This is a genomic window from Streptomyces sp. NPDC048001, from assembly GCF_043203115.1.
In the GTDB taxonomy this organism is placed as follows: domain Bacteria; phylum Actinomycetota; class Actinomycetes; order Streptomycetales; family Streptomycetaceae; genus Streptomyces; species Streptomyces sanyensis.
In genome coordinates this window covers 38,091-60,059 of the sequence record NZ_JBIDBN010000018.1, presented here as the reverse complement: position 1 = coordinate 60,059, position 21,969 = coordinate 38,091, and the positions used below count along the sequence as shown (strand labels likewise).

Here is a 21,969-nt window from a genome sequence, read left to right as displayed (position 1 = left end):
GCCATTCCGTTCCGCCGCCGCCTAGCGCTATGGTCCCCGTCTGGCGGATGCCGTTCGGCACCGTCGCCGCGCCCTCGGGGGGAGGGAAGGAAACCGGATCGATGCCCGTACCCGTACCGCGACAGAGGAACGTCCCCGTCGCGGAGACCGCCCCCGGCGGAGCACCCGGCGGCGACCTGACGCTGCTGGTCGTCGAGGACGACCCGACGGGCACCTTCGGCGTCCCCGAGGTCCGCGACGCGACAGGCGCCCGGGTGCGCATCCGCACGGCCCGCAACCTCACCGAGGCGGAGCGCCTGCTCACCGACGACGTCCACTGCGTCCTCGTCGACCTCGCGCTGCCCGGCCGCCCCCGGGACGGGGAGCTCGGGGTGCTGAGACACCTCCTCCGCCTCGCCCCCCGCCACGCGGTCCTGGCCCTGACGGACTCCGGGGACTCCGCGCTGGCCGCCGAGGCCGTCCGTATCGGCGCCCAGGACCACCTGGTCCGCGAGGAGCTCGACGCGCCCCTCCTCACCCGTGCCGTGCGCTACGCCGTCGAGCGCAAACGCGCCGACACCGCGCAGATGAAACTGGCGGAGTCCCGGCTGCGCGCCCAGGAGAACGCCCGGCTGGAACGCGGTCTGCTGCCCACCCCGCTCCTGGAGGGCTCGGACCTCCGCTTCGCCTCGCGCTACCGCCCCGGACGCTCCCGGGCCCTGCTCGGCGGCGACTTCTACGACACCGTCCGCACCCCGGACGGCACCGTGCACGCCATGATCGGCGACGTCTGCGGACACGGCCCCGACGAGGCGGCCCTCGGCGTCGAGCTGCGCATCGCCTGGCGGGCCCTGACCTTCGCCGGGCTCTGCGGGGACGAACTGCTCTCCACCCTCCAGCGCGTCCTGGAGCACGAGCGGGAGAGCGAGGAGATCTTCGCCACCCTGTGCACCGTGGACATCGCTCCCGACGGACGCCGGGCGGGCCTGTGCCTGGCCGGACACCCCGCCCCCCTCATCGCCCGCCACGGCCGCGCCGCCCGGCTCCTCCCCTACGAGGACGGCGGACCGGCCCTCGGCCTGCTCCCCCGCGCCCGCTGGCCGCGCCGCCAGGTGGAGCTCGGCGGCGCCTGGAGCCTGCTGATGTACACGGACGGGCTGATCGAGGGGCGCAAGGGACCGGGCACCCGGCAGCGCCTCGGCCAGGAGGGCATGCTCGCGATGATCAACCGGCAGCTCACCGACGGCCTGGAGGGCGAGGCACTGCTCGAGGCCGCGGTCGGCGAGGTGAGGGAGCTGAACGGCGGCGACCTGACCGACGACGTGGCGGTACTGCTGCTCAGCCGGGCCGCGCAGCGGGGGCGCAGGACCGGCTGACGGAAGGGCCGCGGGGTACGCGGCCCCTTCCGCTAGCGGCCGCCGTTCCAGGGGCCGTACGGCCCGTCGCTGCTGGAGCCGCCGCCGCTGCGGCGGCCGCCGCCCGAGACCTCCCGGAGAGCGGGGCGCACGTCGACGAAGAAGACGATGCTCGCGATCAGTCCGGCGATCGACAGCAGCAGCATCGAGAAGAACGGGACGACGTTCACCGCGACCGCCAGACCGAGCACGATCAGCCAGAAGGACTTGGTCTTCTTGCCCGCGGCACGGTACGCGTCCTCACGCGCCACCGCGGCCATCACCAGGGCCGTCACGGCCGTCACGATGAACACCAGCCGGGTGATCATCATGAGTCCCAGGTCGAAGTTTTGAGCGAGCATCCCCAACACCGCCTCGTCAGTCGAATGTGCCGCCTCGCGGCCAAGGTACCTCCGGGGCCGCCGCCGACGCGACGAGCCCGCGGGGGCACCGCGTCACCGCGGCGCCCCCGGGGCAGGTCACTCGCCGGCGGGCGGCGTGGCCTTCTTCGCGGCGGCCTTGCGGGCGGGGGCCTTGCGGGCCGCGGGCTTCGCGGCCTCGGGCTCCGCCTTCGCCCGGTCGCCCCCGGAGGCGGACGGGGGCTCGACCGCGACCGCGATCTCGGTGATCTCCTCGGCCGCCTCGCCGCGCCACGCACGCACGGTGTGCTCACCGCGCTCGGCGACGCGCTCGTAGGTCTCGCGCGCCTTCACCGCGTACTCGGCGGCCACGCCCACACCCCGCAGCGCCAGGTCCTGGGCGTTCCCGCCGAGCTTCTTCAGGTCGGTGTCGAGCCCGCCGAGGAACTCCGCGACCTTCGCCTGGGCCTCCTTGGCCTGGGCGCCGACCCGGTCCTGGACGGCCTTGGGGTCGGTGTTCCGCACCGCCTCGATCCTCGCGGGCGCCTGCGCGGCGAACTGCTCGACGAGCCCGGGAACCTTCTTCGCCTGCTGCACGGCCAGGTCGGCGGTGCCGGCGGCGAAGTAGAGGGGAGTCGGGTCGCTGAAGGTCTTGCGCAGGTCATCGGTGATGGCCATGACTGTCGTCCTCCCGAACGCAGATGGGTCGTCTAGTTCATGCTCGGACCGGCATCGCCCGCGTCGGCCGTGCGGGGGCCGTCTTCGGCGGTGTCCTGGGCACCGGCGTCGGGGCCGGTACCGGGGTCGAGCCCGTTCTCCTTGCGGAAGGACTCGTAGATCTGGAGCAGCACCTGCTTCTGGCGCTCGCTGATCGAGGGGTCGGCGACTATCGCCGCCCGCGTCTCCAGCCGGTCCCGCTCCTGCTCGTCGAGGATCCCGGCACGGACGTACAGGGTCTCCGCCGAGATGCGGAGGGCCTTGGCCACCTGCTGGAGCACTTCCGCGCTCGGCTTGCGCAGCCCGCGCTCGATCTGGCTCAGATACGGATTGGACACCCCGGCGGCGTCGGCGAGCTGCCGCAGCGACAGCTGCGCGTTGCGCCGCTGCTCGCGGAGGTAGTCACCGAGGTTGCCGACGTTGAGCGATGCCATGCCCCGATGGTGCCGCACCACCGCTAACTTTTGCAAGCAACTGCTTGCAATAGTGTTCCGCGCCTCACCCGGCCCGGGCGGGTGTGCCTGAGCACATGGTTCTCACCTGAGCAGGACACCTGTCACCGCCCAGCTTGGCGGACTCCCGTGCAGGCGAGGACCGCGCTGGCGTCGTCGGCGAGGAAGAGCATGAAGGCCCACGTCCGGTCCGGTGAGAAGATGCAGCCGATCCTGACCTGAGCGGCTTCGAGCCGGGTGGGGATGCCGACGGTGGGCGGCAGGGCGAGAGTCTCAGTACCTCGCTTCCTCACCCGTCGGAGGCGAGCCGCGTAGATGCCGACGAGCTGCCGGCTGGGAACGCGACCGCCCCGTACGGCGAAGTCGCCTCCGGCGAGAAGCGCCTCCCGGGCGGGTTACCAGGCCGTGGTCTGGTAACCCGGCAACCTGGCGGGTTCCTCCCGGTCCATCGCGTGCTGCCCTCGCTGTCCGCTCAGTCGTCGAATTGGAGCTCAGGCCGGGTCCAGAGGGTGAGGTCACCGCCGGTGGCGACCGCGAGGGTCAGGCCGGAGGGAGAGAATCCGGCTGCGCGGAGTTCTGCGTACTCGGAGTGGAGGATGTGCCACCACGTCCCTCCCGCAGGCCCTTTGTGGGACCCGCCGTCGGCGGAGAGGATGACGCGGTCGTGGGGCCACTCGGGGCTGACGACGTCCAGGGTCCAGCCGTCCGGTGTGGTGCTGTGCAGGCCGCCGCCGAAGAGTCCGGCTATGCGTACCGGGACGCCCGCTATCGGGCCGAGCCCGGGGCAGGTGAGGTCCGGGTGGGCGTCGGGGGTGCTCGTCTCGGGGTCAGGGTCCCGGTCGCGGGCGATCTTCTCGCCGGTTACGGCGTCGAAGAGTCCATGGCCGTCGCTGGACACGACCATGACGAGGTCGTGGCCACTGTCGGGATGAACGGCGAAACCGATCCCGAGGAGACCACCGACAGGGGTCCTGCGGTCCAGCACCGGCTGCCACGGCTCGGGGGCCGGCATGACGGTGGCGGCGAGATAGCGCTCGCGCAGCTTCTGCTGGTACTCAGTGATCAAGCCGTCTCCTCGGTACGGTCCGCGTCGTGGGCACGGATCCGCAGCACCACACGCTCATGGTCTCCCGGCAGAAGAAGGCTCGCCCCCCGGGCCCACGCGGCGGCTGCCTCCCGTCGGCACAGCGACGACGCCGTCCGACCTGGGCAGGGATGCGGGGACGGCACGACGGCAGCCCTCCCGCAGTCGGCTCCCGTCGGCGTCCCGGGGAGCAGGGCACGGCTCCTGCCCGCCGGGGGCCGTGCCCTGCCCCCGGGCCGTCTGCGCTCGGGTCTCAGCGGAAGGCCGCACCGTGGTCCGACACCCATTGGCGGAACGACCTGGCCGCGGACCCGGTGATCCTGGGAACGGTGTCGCGCACCTTCAGCAGCTCGTGGTTGACGTCACCGCCCGTCAGGTCGAGTACGGCATCCGCGATCTCGTCCCCGAGGAAGGGAGCCATCTGCCGGTGCGCCTCCTCCCGGCCGATCTCGACGAGGGCCACCTCCCGGCCCAACTCGGCGGCGATGGCCGCGACCTGCCGTCGGACCGTGATGCGCTCCGGCCCGGTCAGCGCGTACGTCCGCCCCCGGTGGCCCGGCCCGGTCAGCGCGGCCCCGGCCACCGCTGCGATGTCCGCGGGGTGGACGGTCGGGAGACCGACGTCCGGATACGGCGCCCGCACCACGCCCTGTTCGCGGATCGACCGCGCCCACCACAGGGCGTTGGAGGCGAACTGGGTCGGCCGAAGGACGGTCCAGTCCATGCCGCTGCCCTTGACCAAGCGTTCCACGTCCAGGTTCCCGGCGGCCGCCGGCGGATGCGGATGAGTCTGCACCGTGATCGACGACACAAGCACCACGTGCTCCACGCCTGCCTGCCGGGCGGCCTCCAGGACTCCCGTCTCCGCGCCCGTCCCCGACAGCAGGAACAGCGAACGGACCCCGTCCAGCGCGGCCTTCAGGGAATCCGCCCGCGCCAGATCACCCTGAACGGCTTCCGTGCCGTCAGGGAACGAGGCCCGCCGCACGTCGCGGGTCAGGCCTCGCGCCGGCACGGGACCCGCCAGGTGCAACTCCCGCAGCAGAGCACGTCCGATGTTCCCGGTCGCGCCGGTCACGAGGATCATCGCCGCCCCTTTCCTGTCGTCGGCCGGTGGTCGCGTCCTCGGCACGCCAGAACCTCGTCCGCGCTTGAGGTCAAGGAGCCGCCCCCTGTCGCGGATGGGTCGGGACGGGTGCGGCACCGGTACCCGACGCGCCCGAGCCCACCACGGTCCGGCGGACGGTGACCGCGTCCGCCTCCGTCCGTCCCCGACGCACCCTGCGCAGCCCCGGAGTTCCCGGTAGGCCAGCGTCGACGCTCGATGTCAGTGCCTGCGCCTACGGTTGTCGCATGGAGCAGCACAGCACCGAGCAGCACGACGGACCCGTCCTCTTCCCCCTCGGCGGGGACTTCCTCCCCGTGGCCGGGATCGAGTCCCTGGTCCTGGACGGACGGCGGTACTACTTCGGGTTCGACTACAAGAGCGACATGGTCCTGTCCGTGCTCTTCGACGACCCCGCGGCCATGGCCGCCTACGCGAGCACCTACCTCAGCCTGACGACGGGTCGGCAGGACGCGTCCTTCTGGGCTCAGGAGGCCGCCCGGTCCGAGGAAGCGTCCGGACTGTGCGAGGACGGCGACAGGGAGTTCACCACCGAGGCGATACGCGGCGGCCAGCTGACCCGCGGCCGGGAACGGCACCTGCGCTACCTGCTGTACGCCCTCGACCACGCCCGCCACTTCATCGCCACGGATCCGCCGCTGCCCGGCACCTGGTCGCTGCTCCTCGAAGCGGCCGCCGATCTCCCGGACGACCCCGAGGACTGACGGCAGCCACCCGCCCGTCCCGGCCCACCGGCCGAGGCTCCCGCGACCTCCCGGTGGGCCGGGACGCGGCGCAGTAGCCGGCGCGCGCACTCCGGCACGGAGGTCGCGGCGGGCCCGGCCTCCCCGCGAAATCCGCTGTACCGCACGGCCCGCGACGTCTGAGACTTGCGGGGTGAAGCTGCACCGGGACGAGATCACCGTCGACGAGTCCCTCGTCGTGTCGCTGCTGGAGCGTCAGCGGCCTGAGTGGGCCCGTCTGCCCCTGGCACCGGCGGGTGCGGGGACGGACAACGTCATGTACCGGCTGGGCGACGAGCTGGTGGTCCGCCTGCCCCGCACCGCCGCCGTGAACGACGCGCTCCGCAAGGAGCGGTACTGGCTGCCCCGGCTGGCTCCCCTTCTGCCGCACGCCGTTCCGGAGCCCGTGCACTCCGGAGCCCCCACCCGCGCGTACCCGCTGGCTTGGTCGGTGTACCGCTGGATCGACGGCGAGGAGCCCGGTCCCGGTACCGTGCGGGACTGGGAGGCGTTCGGGGCCGACCTGGCCGAGTTCGTCCGGGAGCTGCACGGCACCGCGCTGATGGGCGCGACGCCCCTCGACGGGCTGAGCTGGTACCGCGGCGGCCCGCTCGGGGCCTGCGGCTCATGGGTCGGCGAGGCCTTCGACGCGTGCCGGGCCCTCGCCCACGCGGCGACGGACGCGGAGGCGGTCAGGGCGGGCGACGCCGACGAGGGCGCCACGCTGGACATCGATGCGCTGGACCTCGATGCGCTGGAGCGCCTGTGGCGCAGGGCGCTCCGGCTGCCCGGCCCCAGCGGCCCGCCGGGCTGGCTCCACGGCGACCTCCGGCCGTCCAACCTGCTGGTCCGGGAGGGTGCGCTGCACGCCGTCATCGACTTCGGCGCGCTGTCGATCGGCTTCCCCGACGCGGAGCACGCGCCGCTGTGGGACCTGCCGCGCGCGGCGCGGGAGAGCTACCGCACCGCCCTGGGCGTGGACGAGGCGGCATGGGAGCGCGCCCGTGCCTGGGCGATCGCCGTCGGCGTCAGCGGGTACTCCCACTACCGCGACAGCTGGCCCGCCTTCGCCGCCGCATGCCGCGCGCGACTCGCGGCCGTCCTCACGGACACGGCGGGCTGAACGCGCCGGGCGGTGTTCCGGTGGGTCTCACCGGTGGGCGCGGGCCCACTGCGCGAGGGCGGCGAAGTCGGCTTCCGTGAGACCGCGGCGGTGGTCGACCAGGCGCAGCAGCGCGGGGCCCCGGTGGTGGGCCGCGACCCAGGTCCGGTCCGTCCCGGTGAGTTCGTCGTCCACCCAGGCGAAGGCACGGCCCCGGGCGGCGGCGACCAGGGAGCGGGTCTTCCAGTGGAGCCCGGCACGCAGGTCCGCCTCCGCGGTGTCGGGCCGCTCGGCCACGGGCAGGACGGGCAGGGCGGGCAGCCCGAGCCAGGGGGCGATGACCGTGTTGGCGTCGTCGGCCCAGGTCGACGCCCACACCAGCTCGCATCCCAGAGCCTCCAGCCGTCTGCCGTGCGCGGGGTCGATCCGGGAGACGAGGGGATGCTCCTCCGCCGCACGCGGCGCGTACGGCGAGCGGTACTCGGGGTAGCCGCCGGGGCGGAGTTCCGCGGGTGCCCCGAACGGGATGAGGGGACCGTCGACGTCGAGGAAGAGGAGCGGCCGGCTCTCCGGGCGGGTCACGCCGGCGCCCCGGGGTCTCCCACGTCGTCCCCGGTGGGCCGGCGCGCGGCGTCGGGTGCGGTGCCTCGCGGGGGCCGTCCGTACTCCGCGCGGGCCCGGTCGGTCCGGCGACCCGGCGGGACGCCGCGGCCGTCGTCCCCGGCCCGCCGCTCCGCCCAGACCTCCCGGGTGAGGGCGTACTCGACCTCGCCGTACTCGGATCCGGGCAGGGGATCCGGCCAGTCCTCGGTGTAGCGGCGGACGAGGGACAGCCCGGCCTTCTCCATCACCCGGCGGGAGGCGGTGTTGACCGCCATGGTGTCGGCCTTCACCCGCCGGACCCCGTACCCGGTGAACCCGGTGTCGATCAGCGCCCGCGCGCCCTCGGTGGCCAGGCCCCTGCCCCAGGCGGCCGTGTGCAGCCGGTAGCCCAGTTCGACGACGGCCGGGGTGTCCTCGGCGAGGGGACGGAACTCGAACCAGCCCAGGAAGGCGCCGGTCTCCCTGCTCTCCGCCGCCCAGTAGCCCGGGGTCCCCAGGCAGGGATGGACGTGCATCAGCCGGGGAAGGGTGCGGGTCTCGACGGCCTCCCGGGTCGTCGGCCGCCCGCCGTTGATGAAGCGCATCACGGACGGGTCGTCGTGGAGGGCGAGCACCGGCCCGGCATCCCCGGCGGTGAACGGGCGCAGCGCCATCCGCCCGGTCGTGAGGAAGACGTAGTCCATCGCTGCATCCTCCCCCCGGCCACGGGCCCGCACCAGCGGATTTCCATCCCGTGCGGCCCGCTCCGAGCGCGGACCCGGCCGGGCGGGGGGCGCCGCTGTCCGGCCGGGAAGGCTCCGGCGCGGCTTGCCGGGGGGCCGGGCACCGGGAACGGCACGTGGGCCCGTCCACGGTCCTGTCCCCGGGCGCCCGGGGCGGGCTCCCGGCGGGGAAGAGGAGCGCGCCTGTCGCGCCGTGAACCGGAGAACCCGCGAACCGGTCCGGCCAGGCGGTCGGGCTGCCAGGCGGTCGGGCGGTCGGCCTGCCAGGCGGCCAGTCGGCTGCCGGGCGGCGTCAGCGGTGTGATCGCCCACGTCCGGGAGTCCGCGGCGCAGGCCGCCGGGCGCAGTCGGCGCCCGCTGCTCCTCGCGGCACCACGGCCGCGGAGGCCGCGGAGGCCGCGCACGCCGCGGCCGCGGTGCCGTCAGAAGACGGCGCGGATCTCCCCCACCTTCGCCCCGCCGCCCAGGAGCGGCAGATGACCGATCCGCTCGACGACCGGGGCGTCCAGGCCCATCAGCCGCAGTGCCCGGGCCAGCACCGGGCCGAGGGCCCGACCGGCGCCGTCGTCGATCTTGAACGCCAGCGCCCGTCCGTCCGCGAGCGCCACCGCCTGCACCGCCTCCGCACCCATCTTCGACAGGGACCCCGGCAGCTCCCGCATCAGCCAGGTGTCCGGACGACGGGTGCCCGCCACATACTCCGGATGGGCCCGCATCGCGTCCGCGACCCGGCGCTCGGGGCTGTCCGGGGCCGCCAGGACCAGGTGGCGGTAGGCGCGGGCCAGGCCGGTCAGTCCGATCGCCATCAGCGGCGCCCCGCAGCCGTCGGTACCCACCGCCGCGACCTGCTCGCCCGCCGCCTCCTCCACGACGGAGTGCACCAGGCGCTGGAGCGGGTGGGCGGGGTCGAGGTAGCCGGCCCGGTCCCAGCCGTTCAGGGCGCAGGCCGCGAGCATCGCGGCGTGCTTGCCCGAGCAGTTCATGGTGACCTTGTCGCGCACCCGGCCGGCCGCCAGGTACGCCTCGGCCTCGGCCGGGTCGAGGGGCAGGTCGGGCGGGGTCCGCAGGTCGTCGGCGGTCAGGCCGGCCTCGTCGAGCATCCGGCGGACGAGTGCCAGGTGGAACTCCTCCCCGGAATGGCTGGCCGCGGCCAGGGCCAGGCGCTCGCCGGAGAGGTCGAGTCCCGCGCGGAGCACCGCGACCGCCTGGAACGGCTTGTTGGACGACCGGGGGAAGACGGGCGCCTCCGGATCCCCGACCGCCAGCTCCACGCTCCCGTCCGCCGCCAGCACCACCAGGGAGCCCCGGTGGTGGCCCTCGACGAAGCCGGAGCGCACCACCTCCGCGAGAACCGGGGGCGCGGGCTGCGGGGCTATGCCGGAAGGGGCGGGGGACGGTGTCATGGCAGTCGGCTCCAGAGCGGCGGGACCCGCCGCCCGAAGCCCTCCGGGGATCGCCCGGAGCACCGCTCAGGTCAGCAGATCGTCTACTTGTGCTTCGCCCTCACGGTACCTGCGGGCAATCTCGGCACTGCAATCGTCGGCCATGCGCTGGAGTTCCTGTCGGCGGCGGGAGACCTGGCGCTCGTAGGAGATCAGGCGTCCCATCGCCGTCCGGAGCTCCTCGTCCGTCCGGGCGTCGAGGTCGGAGAGCGCGATCTCGTCCAGCATCTCGGAGGCGAGGCGCCGGTACTCCTCGCCGTGCGGCGTGGACAGGGTGACGTGGCGGGCTGAGGAGCCGCGCCGCGAGGGCGGGTCGGCCAGGATCTCGGAGAGCCGGTCGACCACCGGGGACTCCGGGTCGGCCCGGCGCCCCACCTCGGCCCGCAGGATGTCGAGACGGCCCTGGACCAGGCGGCGCAGATAGCTGAGGTCGGCCTCGTCCCGCTGGGACTCGCGCCGGAGGGTGCGCAGCTCGGCCAGGCGCAGGGCCCGCAGATCGGGCGGCGGGAGGCCGGGGCGGCTCCCCTGGGCTCCGGCCGGTTCCCCGCCGGGTGCCGGGGGTGTCCCGGGGGCGCCGGGCTCCTGTGCCGCGCCGCCCGTGCCGCCGCCGCCCGTGCCGCCGCCGTCCGGCAGGGCGTCCGGTACGGCGCCGAGCCGGGGCCCGGCGCCGGAAGATGTGGTGGTCATGTGCTTCGTCCGTCCCCTCGCGACCGGTGCACGGGCTCCCACGGCCCGAGGGGCCCGAAGTGCACCGCCTGGATGCATCGTGCCATTCGGATCCGCGCCGACGCAGGCGGTCCGCACCGGTTCGGCCCCGAATGGCGGCCGGGTAGTTTTCTCCGCATGCGTGCAGTGGTGCAGAGGGTGGACGGCGCGAGCGTCGTGGTGCCGGGTGAGTCGGGTCCCGAGACGGTCGGGGAGATCACGGGCGAGGGGCTGTGTGTGCTGGTCGGGGTGACCCATGACGACACCCCGGCGAAGGCGGCCCAACTGGCCAGGAAACTATGGTCGGTTCGTATGCTGAAGGACGAGAGGTCCTGTTCGGACGTGGACGCGCCGCTGCTGGTGGTCTCCCAGTTCACCCTCTACGGGGACGCCCGGAAGGGGCGCCGGCCCACATGGAACGCGGCCGCCCCCGGCCCGGTCGCCGAACCGCTGGTCGACGAGGTGGTGGCGCGGCTTCGGGCCCTGGGCGCGACCGTGGCCACGGGCCGCTTCGGCGCCGGGATGCGGGTCTCGCTCACCAACGACGGCCCCTTCACGGTCCTGATCGAGGTCTGAGCCGGGTCGGCGCGGTCCGCCCCCGGGCGCGGCCCCGGGCCGGGGCCGCGCCCGGGGCGGGCAGCCGCCGGGCGCTACGGCTCGACCACCGTCTCCTGCGCGGCCGCGGTGTCCCCCGCCAGCAGCTCGGCGTCCACGGGCACGTTCCGCTTCACCAGGGCGAGCGCGATGGGCCCGAGTTCGTGGTGGCGGCCGGAGGTCGTGACGAAGCCCAGCTGGCGGCCCTCCTCGCCGTCGGCCGCCAGCCGCACCGGCGCACCGGGACCGGGCAGGTGCACCTCGCTGCCGTCCAGGTGGAGGAAGACCAGCCGCCGCGGCGGCTTCCCCAGGTTGTGGACGCGGGCCACGGTCTCCTGACCCCGGTAGCAGCCCTTCTGGAGGTGGACGGCGGTGCCGATCCAGCCCAGCTCGTGGGGGATGGTGCGGTGGTCCGTCTCGAAGCCCAGCCGGGGCCGCCGGCCTTCGATGCGCAGCGCCTCGTAGGCGAGGATCCCGGCCGGCGGACCGTTGTCCCCGGCGAAGGACTCCAGGTCCGCGCGCGGCAGGAACAGATCGCGCCCGTACGCCGTCTCCCGCACCACGACACCGTCCGGCACCTGCGCGATGGACCCGGCGGGCAGGTGGACCACGGCGGTGTCCGCGGTCCGGTCCGCGATCTCGACCCGGTAGAAGAACTTCATCGACTCCAGGTAGGCGAGCAGCGCCTCCCGGGTGCCCGGCTCCACGTGCGCCCAGACGGTCGTGCCGTCGTCGACGAGGTAGAGCGCGTGCTCGATGTGCCCGTTCGCCGAGAGGATCAGGGCCTCGGTCGCCCGGCCCGCGGGCAGGTCGCTGACGTGCTGGGTGAGCAGCAGGTGCAGCCAGCTCAGCCGGTCGTCCCCGGTGACGGTGACGACCCCGCGGTGGGAGAGGTCGACCAGGCCCCGGCCGTCGGCGAGTGCGCGCTGCTCACGGAACAGGTCGCCGTAGTGGGCGGCGACCCCTTCGTCGCGTCCCTCGGCCGGTACCGCACCGGGGAGGGACAGGAGAGGGCTCTTCATGCGAACAAGCCTACGACCCGGTAGGCGGGGACTCCGCGGAGCACGTCCCGCACCGGCCGAAGATCGCGAAGTGCTTCATGTCCGTGTCGAAGCCGAACTCCCGGCGCAGCTTCTCGGTGAACTCGGCCGCGACGGCCACGTCGGCCTCGATGACCTCGGTGCAGTCCCGGCACACCAGGTGCAGATGGTGGTGGCGGTCCGCCAGGTGGTAGGTGGGGGCTCCGTGGCCGAGGTGGGCGTGGGAGACCAGGCCCAGCTCCTCCAGCAGTTCCAGCGTGCGGTAGACCGTGGAGATGTTGACGCCCGACGCCGTCTTGCGCACCTCGCCCAGGATGTCGTCCGGGGTGGCGTGCTCCAGCGTGTCGACGGCCTCCAGGACGAGCTGGCGCTGCGGGGTCAGCCGGTACCCGCGCCTGCGCAGATCGGACTTCCAGTCGATGCTCACCACGCCCCCAGTCTAGGCGGGTACGGCCCGCGGGCGGGCGGTCGCGGACCCGGCGGGCGGCGCCCCCGGCGGGATTCCGCCGGGGAGGGCCGCACCCGCGGGGAGGCCGCGGGCGAGGGGCAGGCCCGGAGCGGGCCCGCCCCGCGGCGGGCCTACTTGAAGAAGGCGATGCCGTCGTCCGGCAGGTCACCGAGGTCCTTGGCCCAGGAGGCGACGTCCTCGGGGCTGACGACCTTCTTGAGGTGCGCCGACATGTAGGGCCGCAGCGGGACCTCGGGGGTGGCCTTCTCGCCCACCCACATCAGGTCGCCCTTCACATAGCCGTACAGCCGCTTGCCTCCGCTGTAGGGGCCGGAGGCGGCGGTGCGCGCGACGGCGTCCGTGGCGAGGTCGATCTGCGGCTTCTGGTCGGCCAGCTCGCCGTACCAGATCTCCACGATGCCCTGGTCGCGGACCATGACGACCTCGACCTTGCGCTGCTTGTCGATGCGCCAGAAGCCGCTCTCGGACTCCAGCGGGCGGACCTTGTTGCCCTCCGTGTCGAGCACCCAGCTGTGCGAGACGTACTCGATCACGTCCCGGCCGTCGTGGCTGAAGGTGACGGACTGGCCGAAGTTGCACTTCTCGGCGCCGGGGAAGTCGGAGACGCCGGCCCCCTCCCACGTGCCGAGGAGGAAGGCGAGGGGCACGAGGTCCGGGTTGAGGTCGGACGGGATCTCGATCATGAGCAGCTCTGTCGGTCGGAGGCGGTCGGGCGGAGGAGTCAGCGCTGGCCCTGGTAGAGCTTCTTCACGGCGAGACCGGTGAAGGCGAGCACGCCGACGCAGACCAGGACCAGCAGGGCTTCGAAGAAAACGATCACGGAAGGGCTCCTCGACTGAGCGTGACGGCGGACAGGGCCGGGCCCCAGCTTAGTCGCCGGGGGCCCGGCCCGTTCTGCGAGGTGCGCCCGCCGCGGACGCGGGGCGGGGACGGGGCCGCGCGGGGGCGGCGCTCCGCCCCGTCAGCCCAGCAGCTGGTTCTGGAGGACCAGGCTCTGGTGGAAGGGGACGGCGGGGACGCCGCCCTTCCGGGCGTGGACGACCAGGGCGAGGGTGTCACCGGCGAGGACGTGGCCGTGCCGCAGCTGCTCCTCGCCGTGGGGTTTCGGCTCCTGGTACACCAGGGTCGTGGTACCGGTGACCTTCCTGGTCGCGTCGTAGTCGACGTCGAGCTCGGACTCCGGGCCGTCCGCCAGCCGCGCGCCCAGTGCGGCGCCTGTCACGAGCCCGTTGGACCTGAAGGTGTCCGCGTGGCCCACCGAGGGGAAGCGCAGCAGGTAGACGCGGGTACGCGTGCCGTCGGGCATGGTCCACCCACGGGCCGCGACATGCCGCAGGCCGAGGTCGAGGAGCTTCTGGCGCAGTTCCTCGCGCTCGTCCTCCTGGAACTCGGCGAGATAGCGGTCGACCGGGACGAACCCGCCGTCCAGCACCTCGTCCGGCTCCGCTCCCCGGGGTGCGGGGAGCACCAGGTCGCGCAGGTCCGCGTGGTGCACCTCGCCGAGGTTGCCCTCGGTGAAGGGCCGCGGCACACCGGCGGGCAGGGCAGGCAGGGAAAGCTCCGGGTAGTCCCAGCGGCCGTCGGACGCGGTCCCGAGGCCCGGCACGTCCGTGCGCTCCAGCCCCGTGATCCCCAGTGCCGTGCCCGTGCCCGCCCCGCCGCACACGAGGGCGGCCGCGGCCCACAGGGCGACGGACCGCCACCGCGGTGAGCGTGCGCGGGGGGCGGTAGCGGGGGGCGCGGGCACCACCGGGTGGTCCGCGGCGACCGGGTCGGGCCGCTGCTCGGTCGTGGTGGTGCCGGTCATACGTACTCCCCCGGGGACGCGATGTGGTCGAGCTGGTCCTTCATCAGCCGAGCGGCCGCGAGGCGCGGGAACGGCATGCTGCCGTAGGCCGTCAGCGTCACGAAGTGCTCGCCTTCGTAAGCCACACAGCGCATCCGGCTCAGGTACGGCTCCCAATCGTCCAGATCCGTGTCGTAGCCGACGTCCGCGGGCTGAGGAAGCACGCAGGAGGCGTTCTCGTGGTCCCGGACCTCCGGCCCCTCGGGCACCTCGGTCTCCTCGTACCAGGCGAGTTCCTCGCGGTACCAGTCGCGGGCGGCGTTCCGGTCCGTCATACGGCCCACGGAGACCTGCACCACCAGGTCGTGCGAGTCCTTCAGGTACGAACGACTGGCCAGGCCCTGCAGGCCGAGTGCGTCGATCCGGCGCTCGGCCTCCCGGCGCTCCCTGCCGTACAGCCCGTCCAGGGCCGCCTTCAGCTGCGCACCGGCCTCCTGACGCGTCAGAAGGACGTCGTTCCCTGACCCTTCGAGGTCGGGCCCGAGACCGTAGCCGCCGGGTACGGGCAGCAGGGCCTTGCTCAACTCGCTGTCGGTGCGGCCGCGGTGTGCGGAGGCCGCCGGATCCTCGGAGCCGTCGTCGGTGGAGCCGTCGTCGGTGGAGCCGTTGTCCTCGGACGCCGCCCAGATCGTGGTGGGCACGTGCGTTTCGGCCCCGCGGACGGTGACCCCTGTGGACACCAGCCCCGCACCGACGGCGGCCAGCACGCCCACCGCGGGCAGGACGGTGAGCGCCTTGCGGCGCCTGCCGGAGGGCGTCGCGGTGCCGGACGCGGGACCGGCGGCCGCGTCGGCTGCGGGGGCGTCGTCCGGGGCGGACGCGGGGACGGAGGTGCGGTCGTCGTTCGTCACAGGCGTCCCAGTTGCCGCTCGACCAGCGTTCGGAAGTCCTTCTCCGCGATCGGGGCGAGGTCGTAGACGTAGATCTCCATCGCCACGTCACCCCGGTAGGCGAATGCCTGCGCCGTGGTTCCCGGCATGCCGTCCTCGTACGCGGCGGCCTTCTCGATCACGAAGCGGCCGTTGCCCGATCCGGGAACGGGCTCCCCGACGCGTCCCGTGCGGTCCTCGTCCAGTTCGTCGAGCCGCTGCTCGACGAACACCCGCGCTCCCGTGACGCTGTCGAGGCGGAACTGGAGGAGGTTGACGACGACCAGCCGGTCACCCTTCTCCCAGGACCTGGTGACGGCCCGACGGAAGCCTGCTCCGACAAGCTCCTCGAAGGCGTAGTCGGGAAACCGGAAGTGCTCGGCGTAGCGGTCCAGGCGGATCCAGCCGTCAGGGTGGAGGCCGTCCACCCCGCGCGCCCCCTTCGGGGCCGGCAGGAGCAGCTTGCGCAGGTCGCCCGAGGTGCGGGCCGCGTGGTCCTGCTCCTCGGGGAGCGGCTCGATCGTCTCTCCCGCGGGCAGCGGCTCCGCCGGGTGGGTGAGCCCCTGCTGCGCGAGCGGCGGGAGCGGGGTCGGCGCCCGGTCGGCCTGCACGGCGTAGCCGACGGCCGTGCCGCCGACGACGCCGAGGACGAGGGCGGCCGCCAGGACCGCCACCGCGCGCCGCTTCCGGCGCGGGCGCGGGTCGGGGGTTCCGGCGGCGTCCGGCTCCGGGGTGTCCGCCGCGGGCTCCGGGGTCTCCGGCAGCGCCTGCGCCGCGTCCGGGGCGGGGTGGGCGGGGGAAGCCTGCTCACCGTCCGGCTCCCGGTGGCCCTCGGCGGGCGGCGCCGCGTCGGCCCCGTCCGGGGTGGGCGCGCCGGGCGCCGCCCCCGGGGCTGGCTCCGGTGCCGTGCCCGGGACACGCGGGGGTTCGTCCGGCGGTGCGCCGGACGAGCCCGTGGGCGGCGGTGATTGCGGTTCCAAGAGTCCCCTCCACTGCTTGACGAGCCGCGGACCGGCTGTCCGCGCACCGAGCAGACCGCCGAGTACGGCGGAGGGTTGCGGCCCCGAGGATTACAGTTCGGCATATGCCGAAGAAGCTCGTGATCAAGGTGACCGCGGGGGCCGACGCCCCCGAACGCTGCTCCCAGGCCTTCACCGTGGCCGCCGTCGCCGTGGCCAGCGGAGTGGAGGTCTCGCTGTGGCTGACGGGGGAGTCCTCCTGGTTCACGCTGCCCGGGCGCGCCGCGGAGTTCGAGCTGCCGCACGCCGCCCCGCTGCCGGAGCTGCTCGACGCGGTGCTGGCGGGCGGTTCGGTGACGCTGTGCACCCAGTGCGCGGCCCGGCGCGGGATCACGGAGGAGGACGTGCTGGAGGGCGTGCGGATCGCGGGCGCCCAGGTGTTCGTCAGCGAGGCCGTCCAGGACGGGGCGCAGGCGCTGGTCTACTGACGGCTGCAGCCCCGGGGACGGCGACCGGGCCCCACCCGGCCCTCATCCCGGCGGGCGGCGGCGCTTGCCGTCGAGCTCGTCCCACCACTCGTCGGACTGCGGGTCCCCGGACGGGTCGTCCCACCAGCGGTCGTCGGGGCCGCGCCGGTTCGCCATCATGGCGGCGACCGGCGGGATGACCATGGCGACGACGCACATGCCCACGGCCACGGGCACGGACCACAGGCGCACCACGGCCCAGGCGGAGACGAACAGCACGAGGCACCCGCTCATCATCAGCAGGTAGGTGCGGCGCCTCCGGGCGAGCATGCCTCCAGCCTACGTCCGGCGGACCCGGCGCGGTCCGCCGGACGCGGCATGCCGAAGGGCCGAAGGGCCGCACCTCGTTCCCGGCAAGCGTCCAACCCCCGGGAGGTGCGGCCCTTCGGCCGGTCGTTGCCCGCGTCTCAGACCGCGATGGCCACCTCGGCGAGGCCGCCCTGCTGCGCGACGACGGTGCGGTCCGCGGTGGCACCGGGCACGAGCGCGCGCACGGTCCAGGTGCCCTCGGCCGCGTAGAAGCGGAACTGCCCGGTCGCCGAGGTCGGGACCTCGGCCGTGAACTCGCCGGTCGAGTCCAGCAGGCGCACATAGCCGACGACGGGCTCGCCGTCCTTGGTCACCTGGCCCTGGATGGTGGTCTCACCGGGCTTGATCGTCGAGGCGTCGGGGCCGCCGGCCTTCGCTCCACACATGCTGCTCTCCTGAAGGGGTTCGGATCGGGATTACTTGGCGGCGCCGAGCTCGATCGGCACGCCGACGAGGGAGCCGTACTCGGTCCAGGAGCCGTCGTAGTTCTTGACGTTCTCGACGCCGAGCAGCTCGTGCAGCACGAACCAGGTCAGCGCGGAGCGCTCGCCGATGCGGCAGTAGGCGACGGTGTCCTTGGCCAGGTCCACCTGCTCCGCGGCGTAGAGGGCCTTCAGCTCCTCGTCCGACTTGAAGGTGCCGTCGTCGTTGGCGTTCTTCGACCACGGGATGTTGCGGGCGCTCGGCACGTGGCCCGGGCGCTGCGACTGCTCCTGCGGAAGGTGGGCCGGGGCGAGCAGCTTGCCGCTGAACTCGTCGGGCGAGCGCACGTCGACCAGGTTCTGCGTGCCGATGGCCGCCACGACGTCGTCGCGGAAGGCGCGGATGGAGGTGTCCTGCGGCTGGGCCTTGTAGGCGGTGGCCTCGCGGACGGGGACCTCGGCGACCAGGTCGCGGGAGTCGAGCTCCCACTTCTTGCGGCCGCCGTCGAGCAGGCGGACGTCGCCGTGGCCGTAGAGCTTGAAGTACCAGAAGGCGTACGAGGCGAACCAGTTGTTGTTGCCGCCGTAGAGCACGACCGTGGAGTCGTTGGCGATGCCCTTCGCCGAGAGCAGCTTCTCGAAGCCCTCCTGGTCGATGAAGTCGCGGCGGACCGGGTCCTGGAGGTCCTTGGTCCAGTCGATCCGGATCGCGTTCCGGATGTGGTTCTTGTCGTAGGCCGAGGTGTCCTCGTCGACCTCGACGAGGACGACCTTCGGGTCGTCGAGGTGGGCCTCGACCCAGTCGGCGTCTACCAGGACGTCGCTGCGGCTCATGCTTCTTCTCCTCCGGGGCAGTGTGCGGCGGTGGTGCGCGAGGGTGGTGCGCTGCGGATGCGCGGACGGGCGCGTCGGCGCGCCGGTCGGCACGGGGCGGCCCCGACAGAGGTCGAAGGGCCTGAGGGATACGGGGTCGGGAACCCGCTCAGACGAGGCGACAGAGCATGGCGGCGACGCGGCACAGGTCTACTGCCCGCCGCTTCGTGAGATCCGCCTGTCGCTGCTTCATGGCACCGATCGTAGGGACGAGACGGCGGCCGTGTCACCGGCGTGTCATATCTTGAGACGAGATCGTCCAGTATTCGAAATGAAGTAGGGCTCGCCGACCTCCCCGCCCGGCCGCCGACGGCGCCCGCTCCCCACCCTTCTACCCACCGGACACCCGTGTCTCACCATGCGGCCGCACCGGGTTCCAGCGGCCCTGAGGGGGCGCGCTCGGCCACCGCCCCGCCGCCGGACCGTCCCCCGTCCGGACGCACCGCCCCGGCGCCCCGGCCCCCGCCGCCTGCCGCCTGCCGCCTGCCGCCTGCCGCCTGCCGCCTGCCGCCTGCCGCCTGCCGCCTGCCGCCACGGGAGCATCCCCGCGGCCCGGGAGAGCCGCGCGGCCGGGCCACGGCCCTCACCCGGTCAGGGTGACGTCCGTCCCCCTGCCGGAGAAGCTCAGACCGCCCTCGCCCGCCCGGACCGTGTCCAGCTCGATCCCGGTCGGCAGGCCGCCGATCTCCAGGTCGTAGTCGACAACCCTGCGCAGCCGCTCCCCGAGACCGGGCACCGGCAGCTCGGGCAGCGCCTCCGCCCGGAGGCGCACCGTGCTGCCCTCGACCAGCGTCACCGTGCTGTAGGTGCTCACCTCGCGGTCGCCCAGCAGCGCCTCGACCGCGCCGGGCACCGGCACCCCGGCGCCCTCCAGCACCTCCACGAGCCGGCCCCTCAGCTCCACCTGCCCCTTCGCCGCGCGCTCGGCGCCCGCGTAGCCCACCACGGCGCCTTCGGGTGCCGCCTCGCTGAGGTCCTCGTAGGAGATCCGGGCCGACCCCTCCGCGCTCCCCGCGACCGCCGAGGAGAAGCCGCTGCCGATCCGTACGTCCCGCAGCTTCGCGCGCACCTCGGTGACGTCGACCTCGCGGCCGTCGGCGGTGGCCGTGATCCCGGCCATGGAGACCTCCACCTCGTGAAGCTCCCCGCCCGCCAGCTGGGTGAGGAAGGGGAAGCCGTGGATCGACACCTCGGGGGTCGAGGCCAGCTGCCGGCTCGCCCTGATGCGGTCGGCGGCCTCCGACTCCGCGAAGCCGACCGCCAGCCGGTCGGCGGCGGCGAAGAGGCCGCCCAGGACCACGGCGATGACCAGAAGTATCCGCAGTGCTCGCATCTCTCGGTGTCCCCCACCCCTGTCCGTGGCCCCGGCCGCAGGGGCGGGATTCGCTGCCGGACGACGCCGTCCGGTCCGTTCAATGATCGACGTCGCGGGACCTGCGTTGGTTCCGGGGCCTCCGCCTCCGCACCGGGTGCCGCCGACGGCGGCCCGCGGCACCCGCCGGCTCAGACCACCGCACGCCCGAGCAGGTAGACCGCGGGAGCGGCGACCGCCAGCGGCAGGGCCACACCCGCCGTCATGTGGACGAAGCGGGACGGGTAGTCGTAGCTCGCCACCCGCAGCCCGATCAGCGCGCACCCGCCGGCCGCGGCACCCAGCAGCGCGCCCGGGGCGCCGATGCCGAGGGCGGCGCCCGCGGCGAAGCCCGCACCGGCCGCGGCCGCGAGGGCCGCGGGGAGCGACAGCGCGCCCGGCAGCGGCAGCGCGCGGGCCGGGGTGGCGGCCGCGACCGCCACGGCACCGACCACGACCGCGTCCGGGTCGGCGGCGAGATGGCCCGCCGCCAGGATCGCCAGCGCCGCCGAGACGGCCGTGGCCATCAGCCCGTACAGGCGCTCGTCCGCGTCCGCCCGGCTGCGCAGCTGCACCACCAGGGTGAGCAGCACCCAGACACCGAGCGCCCCGAGCGTGGCCGCCGCCGCGTGGGAGCGGCCGGCCGCGAGCAGCGCGGCGTCGGCCGCGAGGCCGCCCGCGAAGGCCAGGGCGATGCCCTGGCGGGCCGGCCACATCCCGTTGAGGCGGAACCAACCGGCGGCCGTGACCGCCTGGAGCAGCACCAGCGGCACCAGCAGACCGTAGGTGCCGAGCGCCGCGCCGCCCGCCATCAGCAGGGCCAGCAGCGCGGTGAGGCCGGCCGGCTGCATCCCGGGCGGGATGACGGGCGAGCGCCCCTCGGCACGCGCACGCTGCGCGTCGGTGATCCGCCGGTTCCCGGCGACCGTGGCCGGTCCGTACTCCTCGGGGGCACCGCCCCCCGGAGCGGCCCCGGGTCCGGTCCCGGGACCGGACTCCTCCGGCGGCAGCGGGACCCCCGCGGTCCCGGACCCCGGGGCGGGCGCGGGGCCGCCGTGCTGCCACGGGACGGCCGGGGCCGCCGGGGCCGGGTGGGCGGCGGGGGCCGGGTGGGGCGCCCCGGGTGCCGCCGCGGCCTGCGGGAAGGCTCCCGCGGGAGCCTCGGCGGGGGCCTGGGGCCGGACCGCGGGCTGGTACTGCGTGTCCCAGGTCTCGCCCTGCCAGGTCTGCGTGGCCGCGGGGTCGGCGAGGGGCGGCCCGCCCGGCGGGCCCTGCCGGGCGGGCGCCTGCGGATGCGGGGCCCCCGCGTAGGCGCCCGGCGCTGCATACCCCTGGGCGTCGTACGGACCCGGCGCCGCATACCCCCGGGCGTCGTACGGACCCGGCGCCGCGTACCCCTGGGGGCCCGGTACCGACCCGCCCTGCGAGCCCGGCGCGGCGTACCCCCGGGCGTCGTACGGACCCGGCGCGGCATACCCCCGGGGCTGCTGCCGGGGGTCGGCGCCGCCCTGCGAGGCGGGGTGGGCGCCGCCCTGCGGGCCGCTCCCGTACGGGCCCTGCGGCCCGCCGTAGGAGCCCGGTGCGCCACCGTACGAGGCGGAGGCCGCCTGGGCACCGTTCCGCGGGCCGCCGTACGCGCCCGGCCGGGCGGCGTCGTGGCCGCCGTACGGGTGGGCACCCGGGCCCGCGGCCTCGTGCCCTCCGGCCGCGTACCCGCCGTGCCCCTCCGCGAGGGGATCGCCCGGACCGGGACGGGACCCGCCGCGGCCGCCCGCGGACGGCGCACCGGGGTCGGACGGGTACTGCTGATCGCTGCTCATACTGTGGGGTTCACCCTCCTGCGAACGGCGGGAGCACCTCGACCGTGCCGCCCTCGGCCAGCCGTACCGTCTCATGGCTGCGGGTGCCGACCGGATCTCCGTCCACGAGGAACGAACACCGCCGGAGCACCCGGGTCAGCTCTCCGGGGTGCCGTTCGCGCACCGCGTCGAGCGCCTCGGCGAGCGTACCGGCCGTATACGGCTCCTCCGCCGTCCCGGCCGCCGCCTTGGCCGCCGCCCAGTAGCGGATGGTCACCGCTGGCATGGCGGGACTCCTCTCGTTCGTGTCGCACCGCCCTCCATCATGGGCGATGCACCCGGTCGGCCCCCCGGAGGAGGGCTCCCCCGCACCGTGCGGAACGCCCGGCGGGGGCACCCCGGACGGCGTTCAGGAGACGGCACGGGATCGGGCACTTGTCCGCAGTGTGAAATCGGCCCTCTTCCCCCCACCGCGATCTGGGCTATTCTGCTGGCGAAGGATCC

28 protein-coding genes are annotated in these 21,969 nt (G+C 74.5%); 5 read left to right on the top strand and 23 right to left on the bottom strand.

Features of this window, described 5'->3' with window-relative positions:
* The first annotated feature begins 101 nt into the window (after window positions 1-101).
* Window positions 102-1,355 (top strand): fused response regulator/phosphatase, encoded by a 1,254-nt coding sequence (locus ACGF15_RS27400; RefSeq protein ID WP_345613737.1) that lies wholly within the window; start codon window positions 102-104, stop codon window positions 1,353-1,355.
* A gap of 32 nt (window positions 1,356-1,387) precedes the next feature.
* On the opposite strand, the gene ACGF15_RS27395 is transcribed toward ACGF15_RS27400, so the two are convergent.
* From ACGF15_RS27395 to ACGF15_RS27370, 6 genes are all read right to left on the bottom strand, one after another.
* Window positions 1,388-1,735 carry a DUF2516 family protein gene (locus ACGF15_RS27395; RefSeq protein ID WP_345613739.1) on the bottom strand — a complete coding sequence of 116 codons (348 nt, stop codon included), beginning with the start codon at window positions 1,733-1,735 and terminating at the stop codon, window positions 1,388-1,390.
* 117 nt (window positions 1,736-1,852) lie between these two features.
* Window positions 1,853-2,410 carry a hypothetical protein gene (locus tag ACGF15_RS27390; protein ID WP_345613741.1) on the bottom strand — a complete coding sequence of 186 codons (558 nt, stop codon included), beginning with the start codon at window positions 2,408-2,410 and terminating at the stop codon, window positions 1,853-1,855.
* Between the two features lie 32 nt (window positions 2,411-2,442).
* Window positions 2,443-2,883 (bottom strand): helix-turn-helix transcriptional regulator, encoded by a 441-nt coding sequence (locus tag ACGF15_RS27385; RefSeq protein WP_345613743.1) that lies wholly within the window; start codon window positions 2,881-2,883, stop codon window positions 2,443-2,445.
* 122 nt (window positions 2,884-3,005) lie between these two features.
* On the bottom strand, window positions 3,006-3,194 hold the full coding sequence (locus tag ACGF15_RS27380; protein ID WP_345613745.1) for a hypothetical protein: 189 nt from the start codon (window positions 3,192-3,194) through the stop codon (window positions 3,006-3,008).
* Between the two features lie 179 nt (window positions 3,195-3,373).
* On the bottom strand, window positions 3,374-3,967 hold the full coding sequence (locus ACGF15_RS27375; RefSeq protein ID WP_392802775.1) for a hypothetical protein: 594 nt from the start codon (window positions 3,965-3,967) through the stop codon (window positions 3,374-3,376).
* 271 nt (window positions 3,968-4,238) lie between these two features.
* A complete protein-coding gene (locus tag ACGF15_RS27370; protein WP_392802772.1) occupies window positions 4,239-5,072 on the bottom strand; it encodes an SDR family oxidoreductase in 834 nt (277 codons plus the stop codon).
* Window positions 5,073-5,338: 266 nt separating this feature from the next.
* Here ACGF15_RS27370 and ACGF15_RS27365 point away from each other — a divergent pair, with 266 nt between their 5' ends.
* Window positions 5,339-5,815: a hypothetical protein gene (locus tag ACGF15_RS27365; protein WP_345613751.1), complete on the top strand. Its 477-nt coding sequence runs from the start codon at window positions 5,339-5,341 to the stop codon at window positions 5,813-5,815.
* 172 nt (window positions 5,816-5,987) lie between these two features.
* Window positions 5,988-6,956 carry an aminoglycoside phosphotransferase family protein gene (locus tag ACGF15_RS27360; protein ID WP_392802769.1) on the top strand — a complete coding sequence of 323 codons (969 nt, stop codon included), beginning with the start codon at window positions 5,988-5,990 and terminating at the stop codon, window positions 6,954-6,956.
* 27 nt (window positions 6,957-6,983) lie between these two features.
* On the opposite strand, the gene ACGF15_RS27355 is transcribed toward ACGF15_RS27360, so the two are convergent.
* The 4 genes from ACGF15_RS27355 to ACGF15_RS27340 form a co-directional block, all read right to left on the bottom strand.
* The gene (locus ACGF15_RS27355; protein WP_392802766.1) at window positions 6,984-7,517 is read right to left on the bottom strand and encodes an HAD domain-containing protein; all 534 of its coding nucleotides are present in this window, start codon (window positions 7,515-7,517) and stop codon (window positions 6,984-6,986) included.
* On the bottom strand, window positions 7,514-8,221 hold the full coding sequence (locus ACGF15_RS27350) for a GNAT family N-acetyltransferase (protein ID WP_392802763.1): 708 nt from the start codon (window positions 8,219-8,221) through the stop codon (window positions 7,514-7,516). The genes ACGF15_RS27355 and ACGF15_RS27350 overlap by 4 nt, the downstream gene beginning before the upstream one ends.
* Before the next feature lie 461 nt (window positions 8,222-8,682).
* Complete coding sequence (locus ACGF15_RS27345; RefSeq protein WP_345613756.1) at window positions 8,683-9,663, bottom strand: asparaginase; 981 nt, start codon at window positions 9,661-9,663, stop codon at window positions 8,683-8,685.
* A 66-nt stretch (window positions 9,664-9,729) separates the two neighbouring features.
* Complete coding sequence (locus ACGF15_RS27340; RefSeq protein WP_392802760.1) at window positions 9,730-10,389, bottom strand: ABC transporter substrate-binding protein; 660 nt, start codon at window positions 10,387-10,389, stop codon at window positions 9,730-9,732.
* Between the two features lie 156 nt (window positions 10,390-10,545).
* Between ACGF15_RS27340 and dtd the strand changes: the two genes are divergently transcribed.
* Window positions 10,546-10,983 carry a D-aminoacyl-tRNA deacylase gene (gene dtd, locus ACGF15_RS27335; RefSeq protein WP_345613760.1) on the top strand — a complete coding sequence of 146 codons (438 nt, stop codon included), beginning with the start codon at window positions 10,546-10,548 and terminating at the stop codon, window positions 10,981-10,983.
* A 74-nt stretch (window positions 10,984-11,057) separates the two neighbouring features.
* On the opposite strand, the gene ACGF15_RS27330 is transcribed toward dtd, so the two are convergent.
* The 6 genes from ACGF15_RS27330 to ACGF15_RS27305 form a co-directional block, all read right to left on the bottom strand.
* A complete protein-coding gene (locus tag ACGF15_RS27330; RefSeq protein WP_345613761.1) occupies window positions 11,058-12,023 on the bottom strand; it encodes a folate-binding protein in 966 nt (321 codons plus the stop codon).
* Between the two features lie 10 nt (window positions 12,024-12,033).
* Window positions 12,034-12,471 (bottom strand): transcriptional repressor, encoded by a 438-nt coding sequence (locus ACGF15_RS27325; RefSeq protein WP_345613762.1) that lies wholly within the window; start codon window positions 12,469-12,471, stop codon window positions 12,034-12,036.
* Between the two features lie 149 nt (window positions 12,472-12,620).
* Window positions 12,621-13,193, bottom strand: a complete 573-nt coding sequence (locus ACGF15_RS27320) for an FABP family protein (protein ID WP_362610893.1) — start codon at window positions 13,191-13,193, stop codon at window positions 12,621-12,623.
* Between the two features lie 278 nt (window positions 13,194-13,471).
* Window positions 13,472-14,317 (bottom strand): hypothetical protein, encoded by an 846-nt coding sequence (locus tag ACGF15_RS27315; RefSeq protein ID WP_345613764.1) that lies wholly within the window; start codon window positions 14,315-14,317, stop codon window positions 13,472-13,474.
* Window positions 14,314-15,207, bottom strand: coding sequence for a hypothetical protein (locus ACGF15_RS27310; protein ID WP_392802754.1), 894 nt, complete (start codon window positions 15,205-15,207; stop codon window positions 14,314-14,316). The genes ACGF15_RS27315 and ACGF15_RS27310 overlap by 4 nt, the downstream gene beginning before the upstream one ends.
* Window positions 15,204-16,205: a hypothetical protein gene (locus tag ACGF15_RS27305; RefSeq protein WP_392802751.1), complete on the bottom strand. Its 1,002-nt coding sequence runs from the start codon at window positions 16,203-16,205 to the stop codon at window positions 15,204-15,206. Before ACGF15_RS27305 ends, ACGF15_RS27310 begins: the two co-directional genes overlap by 4 nt.
* 104 nt (window positions 16,206-16,309) lie before the next feature.
* Between ACGF15_RS27305 and ACGF15_RS27300 the strand changes: the two genes are divergently transcribed.
* Window positions 16,310-16,672 carry a DsrE family protein gene (locus ACGF15_RS27300; RefSeq protein ID WP_256524249.1) on the top strand — a complete coding sequence of 121 codons (363 nt, stop codon included), beginning with the start codon at window positions 16,310-16,312 and terminating at the stop codon, window positions 16,670-16,672.
* Between the two features lie 42 nt (window positions 16,673-16,714).
* On the opposite strand, the gene ACGF15_RS27295 is transcribed toward ACGF15_RS27300, so the two are convergent.
* From ACGF15_RS27295 to ACGF15_RS27265, 7 genes are all read right to left on the bottom strand, one after another.
* On the bottom strand, window positions 16,715-16,981 hold the full coding sequence (locus ACGF15_RS27295) for a DUF3099 domain-containing protein (protein ID WP_256524250.1): 267 nt from the start codon (window positions 16,979-16,981) through the stop codon (window positions 16,715-16,717).
* 137 nt (window positions 16,982-17,118) lie between these two features.
* Window positions 17,119-17,406 (bottom strand): DUF1416 domain-containing protein, encoded by a 288-nt coding sequence (locus tag ACGF15_RS27290; protein ID WP_003991226.1) that lies wholly within the window; start codon window positions 17,404-17,406, stop codon window positions 17,119-17,121.
* A gap of 30 nt (window positions 17,407-17,436) precedes the next feature.
* Window positions 17,437-18,276, bottom strand: coding sequence for a sulfurtransferase (locus tag ACGF15_RS27285; RefSeq protein ID WP_256524251.1), 840 nt, complete (start codon window positions 18,274-18,276; stop codon window positions 17,437-17,439).
* A 148-nt stretch (window positions 18,277-18,424) separates the two neighbouring features.
* Window positions 18,425-18,508, bottom strand: coding sequence for a putative leader peptide (locus tag ACGF15_RS27280; RefSeq protein WP_360651805.1), 84 nt, complete (start codon window positions 18,506-18,508; stop codon window positions 18,425-18,427).
* 390 nt (window positions 18,509-18,898) lie between these two features.
* Window positions 18,899-19,648 carry a DUF2993 domain-containing protein gene (locus tag ACGF15_RS27275; RefSeq protein ID WP_256524252.1) on the bottom strand — a complete coding sequence of 250 codons (750 nt, stop codon included), beginning with the start codon at window positions 19,646-19,648 and terminating at the stop codon, window positions 18,899-18,901.
* 170 nt (window positions 19,649-19,818) lie between these two features.
* The gene (locus ACGF15_RS27270) at window positions 19,819-21,486 is read right to left on the bottom strand and encodes a hypothetical protein (protein WP_392802745.1); all 1,668 of its coding nucleotides are present in this window, start codon (window positions 21,484-21,486) and stop codon (window positions 19,819-19,821) included.
* A gap of 10 nt (window positions 21,487-21,496) precedes the next feature.
* Window positions 21,497-21,751: a MoaD/ThiS family protein gene (locus tag ACGF15_RS27265; RefSeq protein WP_345613768.1), complete on the bottom strand. Its 255-nt coding sequence runs from the start codon at window positions 21,749-21,751 to the stop codon at window positions 21,497-21,499.
* Between the last annotated feature and the right edge of the window lie 218 nt (window positions 21,752-21,969).

Coding starts and splice junctions, on each gene's coding strand:
- ACGF15_RS27400 (WP_345613737.1), top strand. CDS start 102: ATGCCCGTACCCGTACCGCGACAGAGGAACGTCCCCGTCGCGGAGACC.
- ACGF15_RS27395 (WP_345613739.1), bottom strand. CDS start 1,735: ATGCTCGCTCAAAACTTCGACCTGGGACTCATGATGATCACCCGGCTG.
- ACGF15_RS27390 (WP_345613741.1), bottom strand. CDS start 2,410: ATGGCCATCACCGATGACCTGCGCAAGACCTTCAGCGACCCGACTCCC.
- ACGF15_RS27385 (WP_345613743.1), bottom strand. CDS start 2,883: ATGGCATCGCTCAACGTCGGCAACCTCGGTGACTACCTCCGCGAGCAG.
- ACGF15_RS27370 (WP_392802772.1), bottom strand. CDS start 5,072: ATGATCCTCGTGACCGGCGCGACCGGGAACATCGGACGTGCTCTGCTG.
- ACGF15_RS27365 (WP_345613751.1), top strand. CDS start 5,339: ATGGAGCAGCACAGCACCGAGCAGCACGACGGACCCGTCCTCTTCCCC.
- ACGF15_RS27350 (WP_392802763.1), bottom strand. CDS start 8,221: ATGGACTACGTCTTCCTCACGACCGGGCGGATGGCGCTGCGCCCGTTC.
- ACGF15_RS27345 (WP_345613756.1), bottom strand. CDS start 9,663: ATGACACCGTCCCCCGCCCCTTCCGGCATAGCCCCGCAGCCCGCGCCC.
- ACGF15_RS27340 (WP_392802760.1), bottom strand. CDS start 10,389: ATGACCACCACATCTTCCGGCGCCGGGCCCCGGCTCGGCGCCGTACCG.
- dtd (WP_345613760.1), top strand. CDS start 10,546: ATGCGTGCAGTGGTGCAGAGGGTGGACGGCGCGAGCGTCGTGGTGCCG.
- ACGF15_RS27330 (WP_345613761.1), bottom strand. CDS start 12,023: ATGAAGAGCCCTCTCCTGTCCCTCCCCGGTGCGGTACCGGCCGAGGGA.
- ACGF15_RS27320 (WP_362610893.1), bottom strand. CDS start 13,193: ATGATCGAGATCCCGTCCGACCTCAACCCGGACCTCGTGCCCCTCGCC.
- ACGF15_RS27315 (WP_345613764.1), bottom strand. CDS start 14,317: ATGACCGGCACCACCACGACCGAGCAGCGGCCCGACCCGGTCGCCGCG.
- ACGF15_RS27300 (WP_256524249.1), top strand. CDS start 16,310: ATGCCGAAGAAGCTCGTGATCAAGGTGACCGCGGGGGCCGACGCCCCC.
- ACGF15_RS27295 (WP_256524250.1), bottom strand. CDS start 16,981: ATGCTCGCCCGGAGGCGCCGCACCTACCTGCTGATGATGAGCGGGTGC.
- ACGF15_RS27290 (WP_003991226.1), bottom strand. CDS start 17,406: ATGTGTGGAGCGAAGGCCGGCGGCCCCGACGCCTCGACGATCAAGCCC.
- ACGF15_RS27285 (WP_256524251.1), bottom strand. CDS start 18,276: ATGAGCCGCAGCGACGTCCTGGTAGACGCCGACTGGGTCGAGGCCCAC.
- ACGF15_RS27280 (WP_360651805.1), bottom strand. CDS start 18,508: ATGAAGCAGCGACAGGCGGATCTCACGAAGCGGCGGGCAGTAGACCTG.
- ACGF15_RS27275 (WP_256524252.1), bottom strand. CDS start 19,648: ATGCGAGCACTGCGGATACTTCTGGTCATCGCCGTGGTCCTGGGCGGC.
- ACGF15_RS27270 (WP_392802745.1), bottom strand. CDS start 21,486: ATGAGCAGCGATCAGCAGTACCCGTCCGACCCCGGTGCGCCGTCCGCG.
- ACGF15_RS27265 (WP_345613768.1), bottom strand. CDS start 21,751: ATGCCAGCGGTGACCATCCGCTACTGGGCGGCGGCCAAGGCGGCGGCC.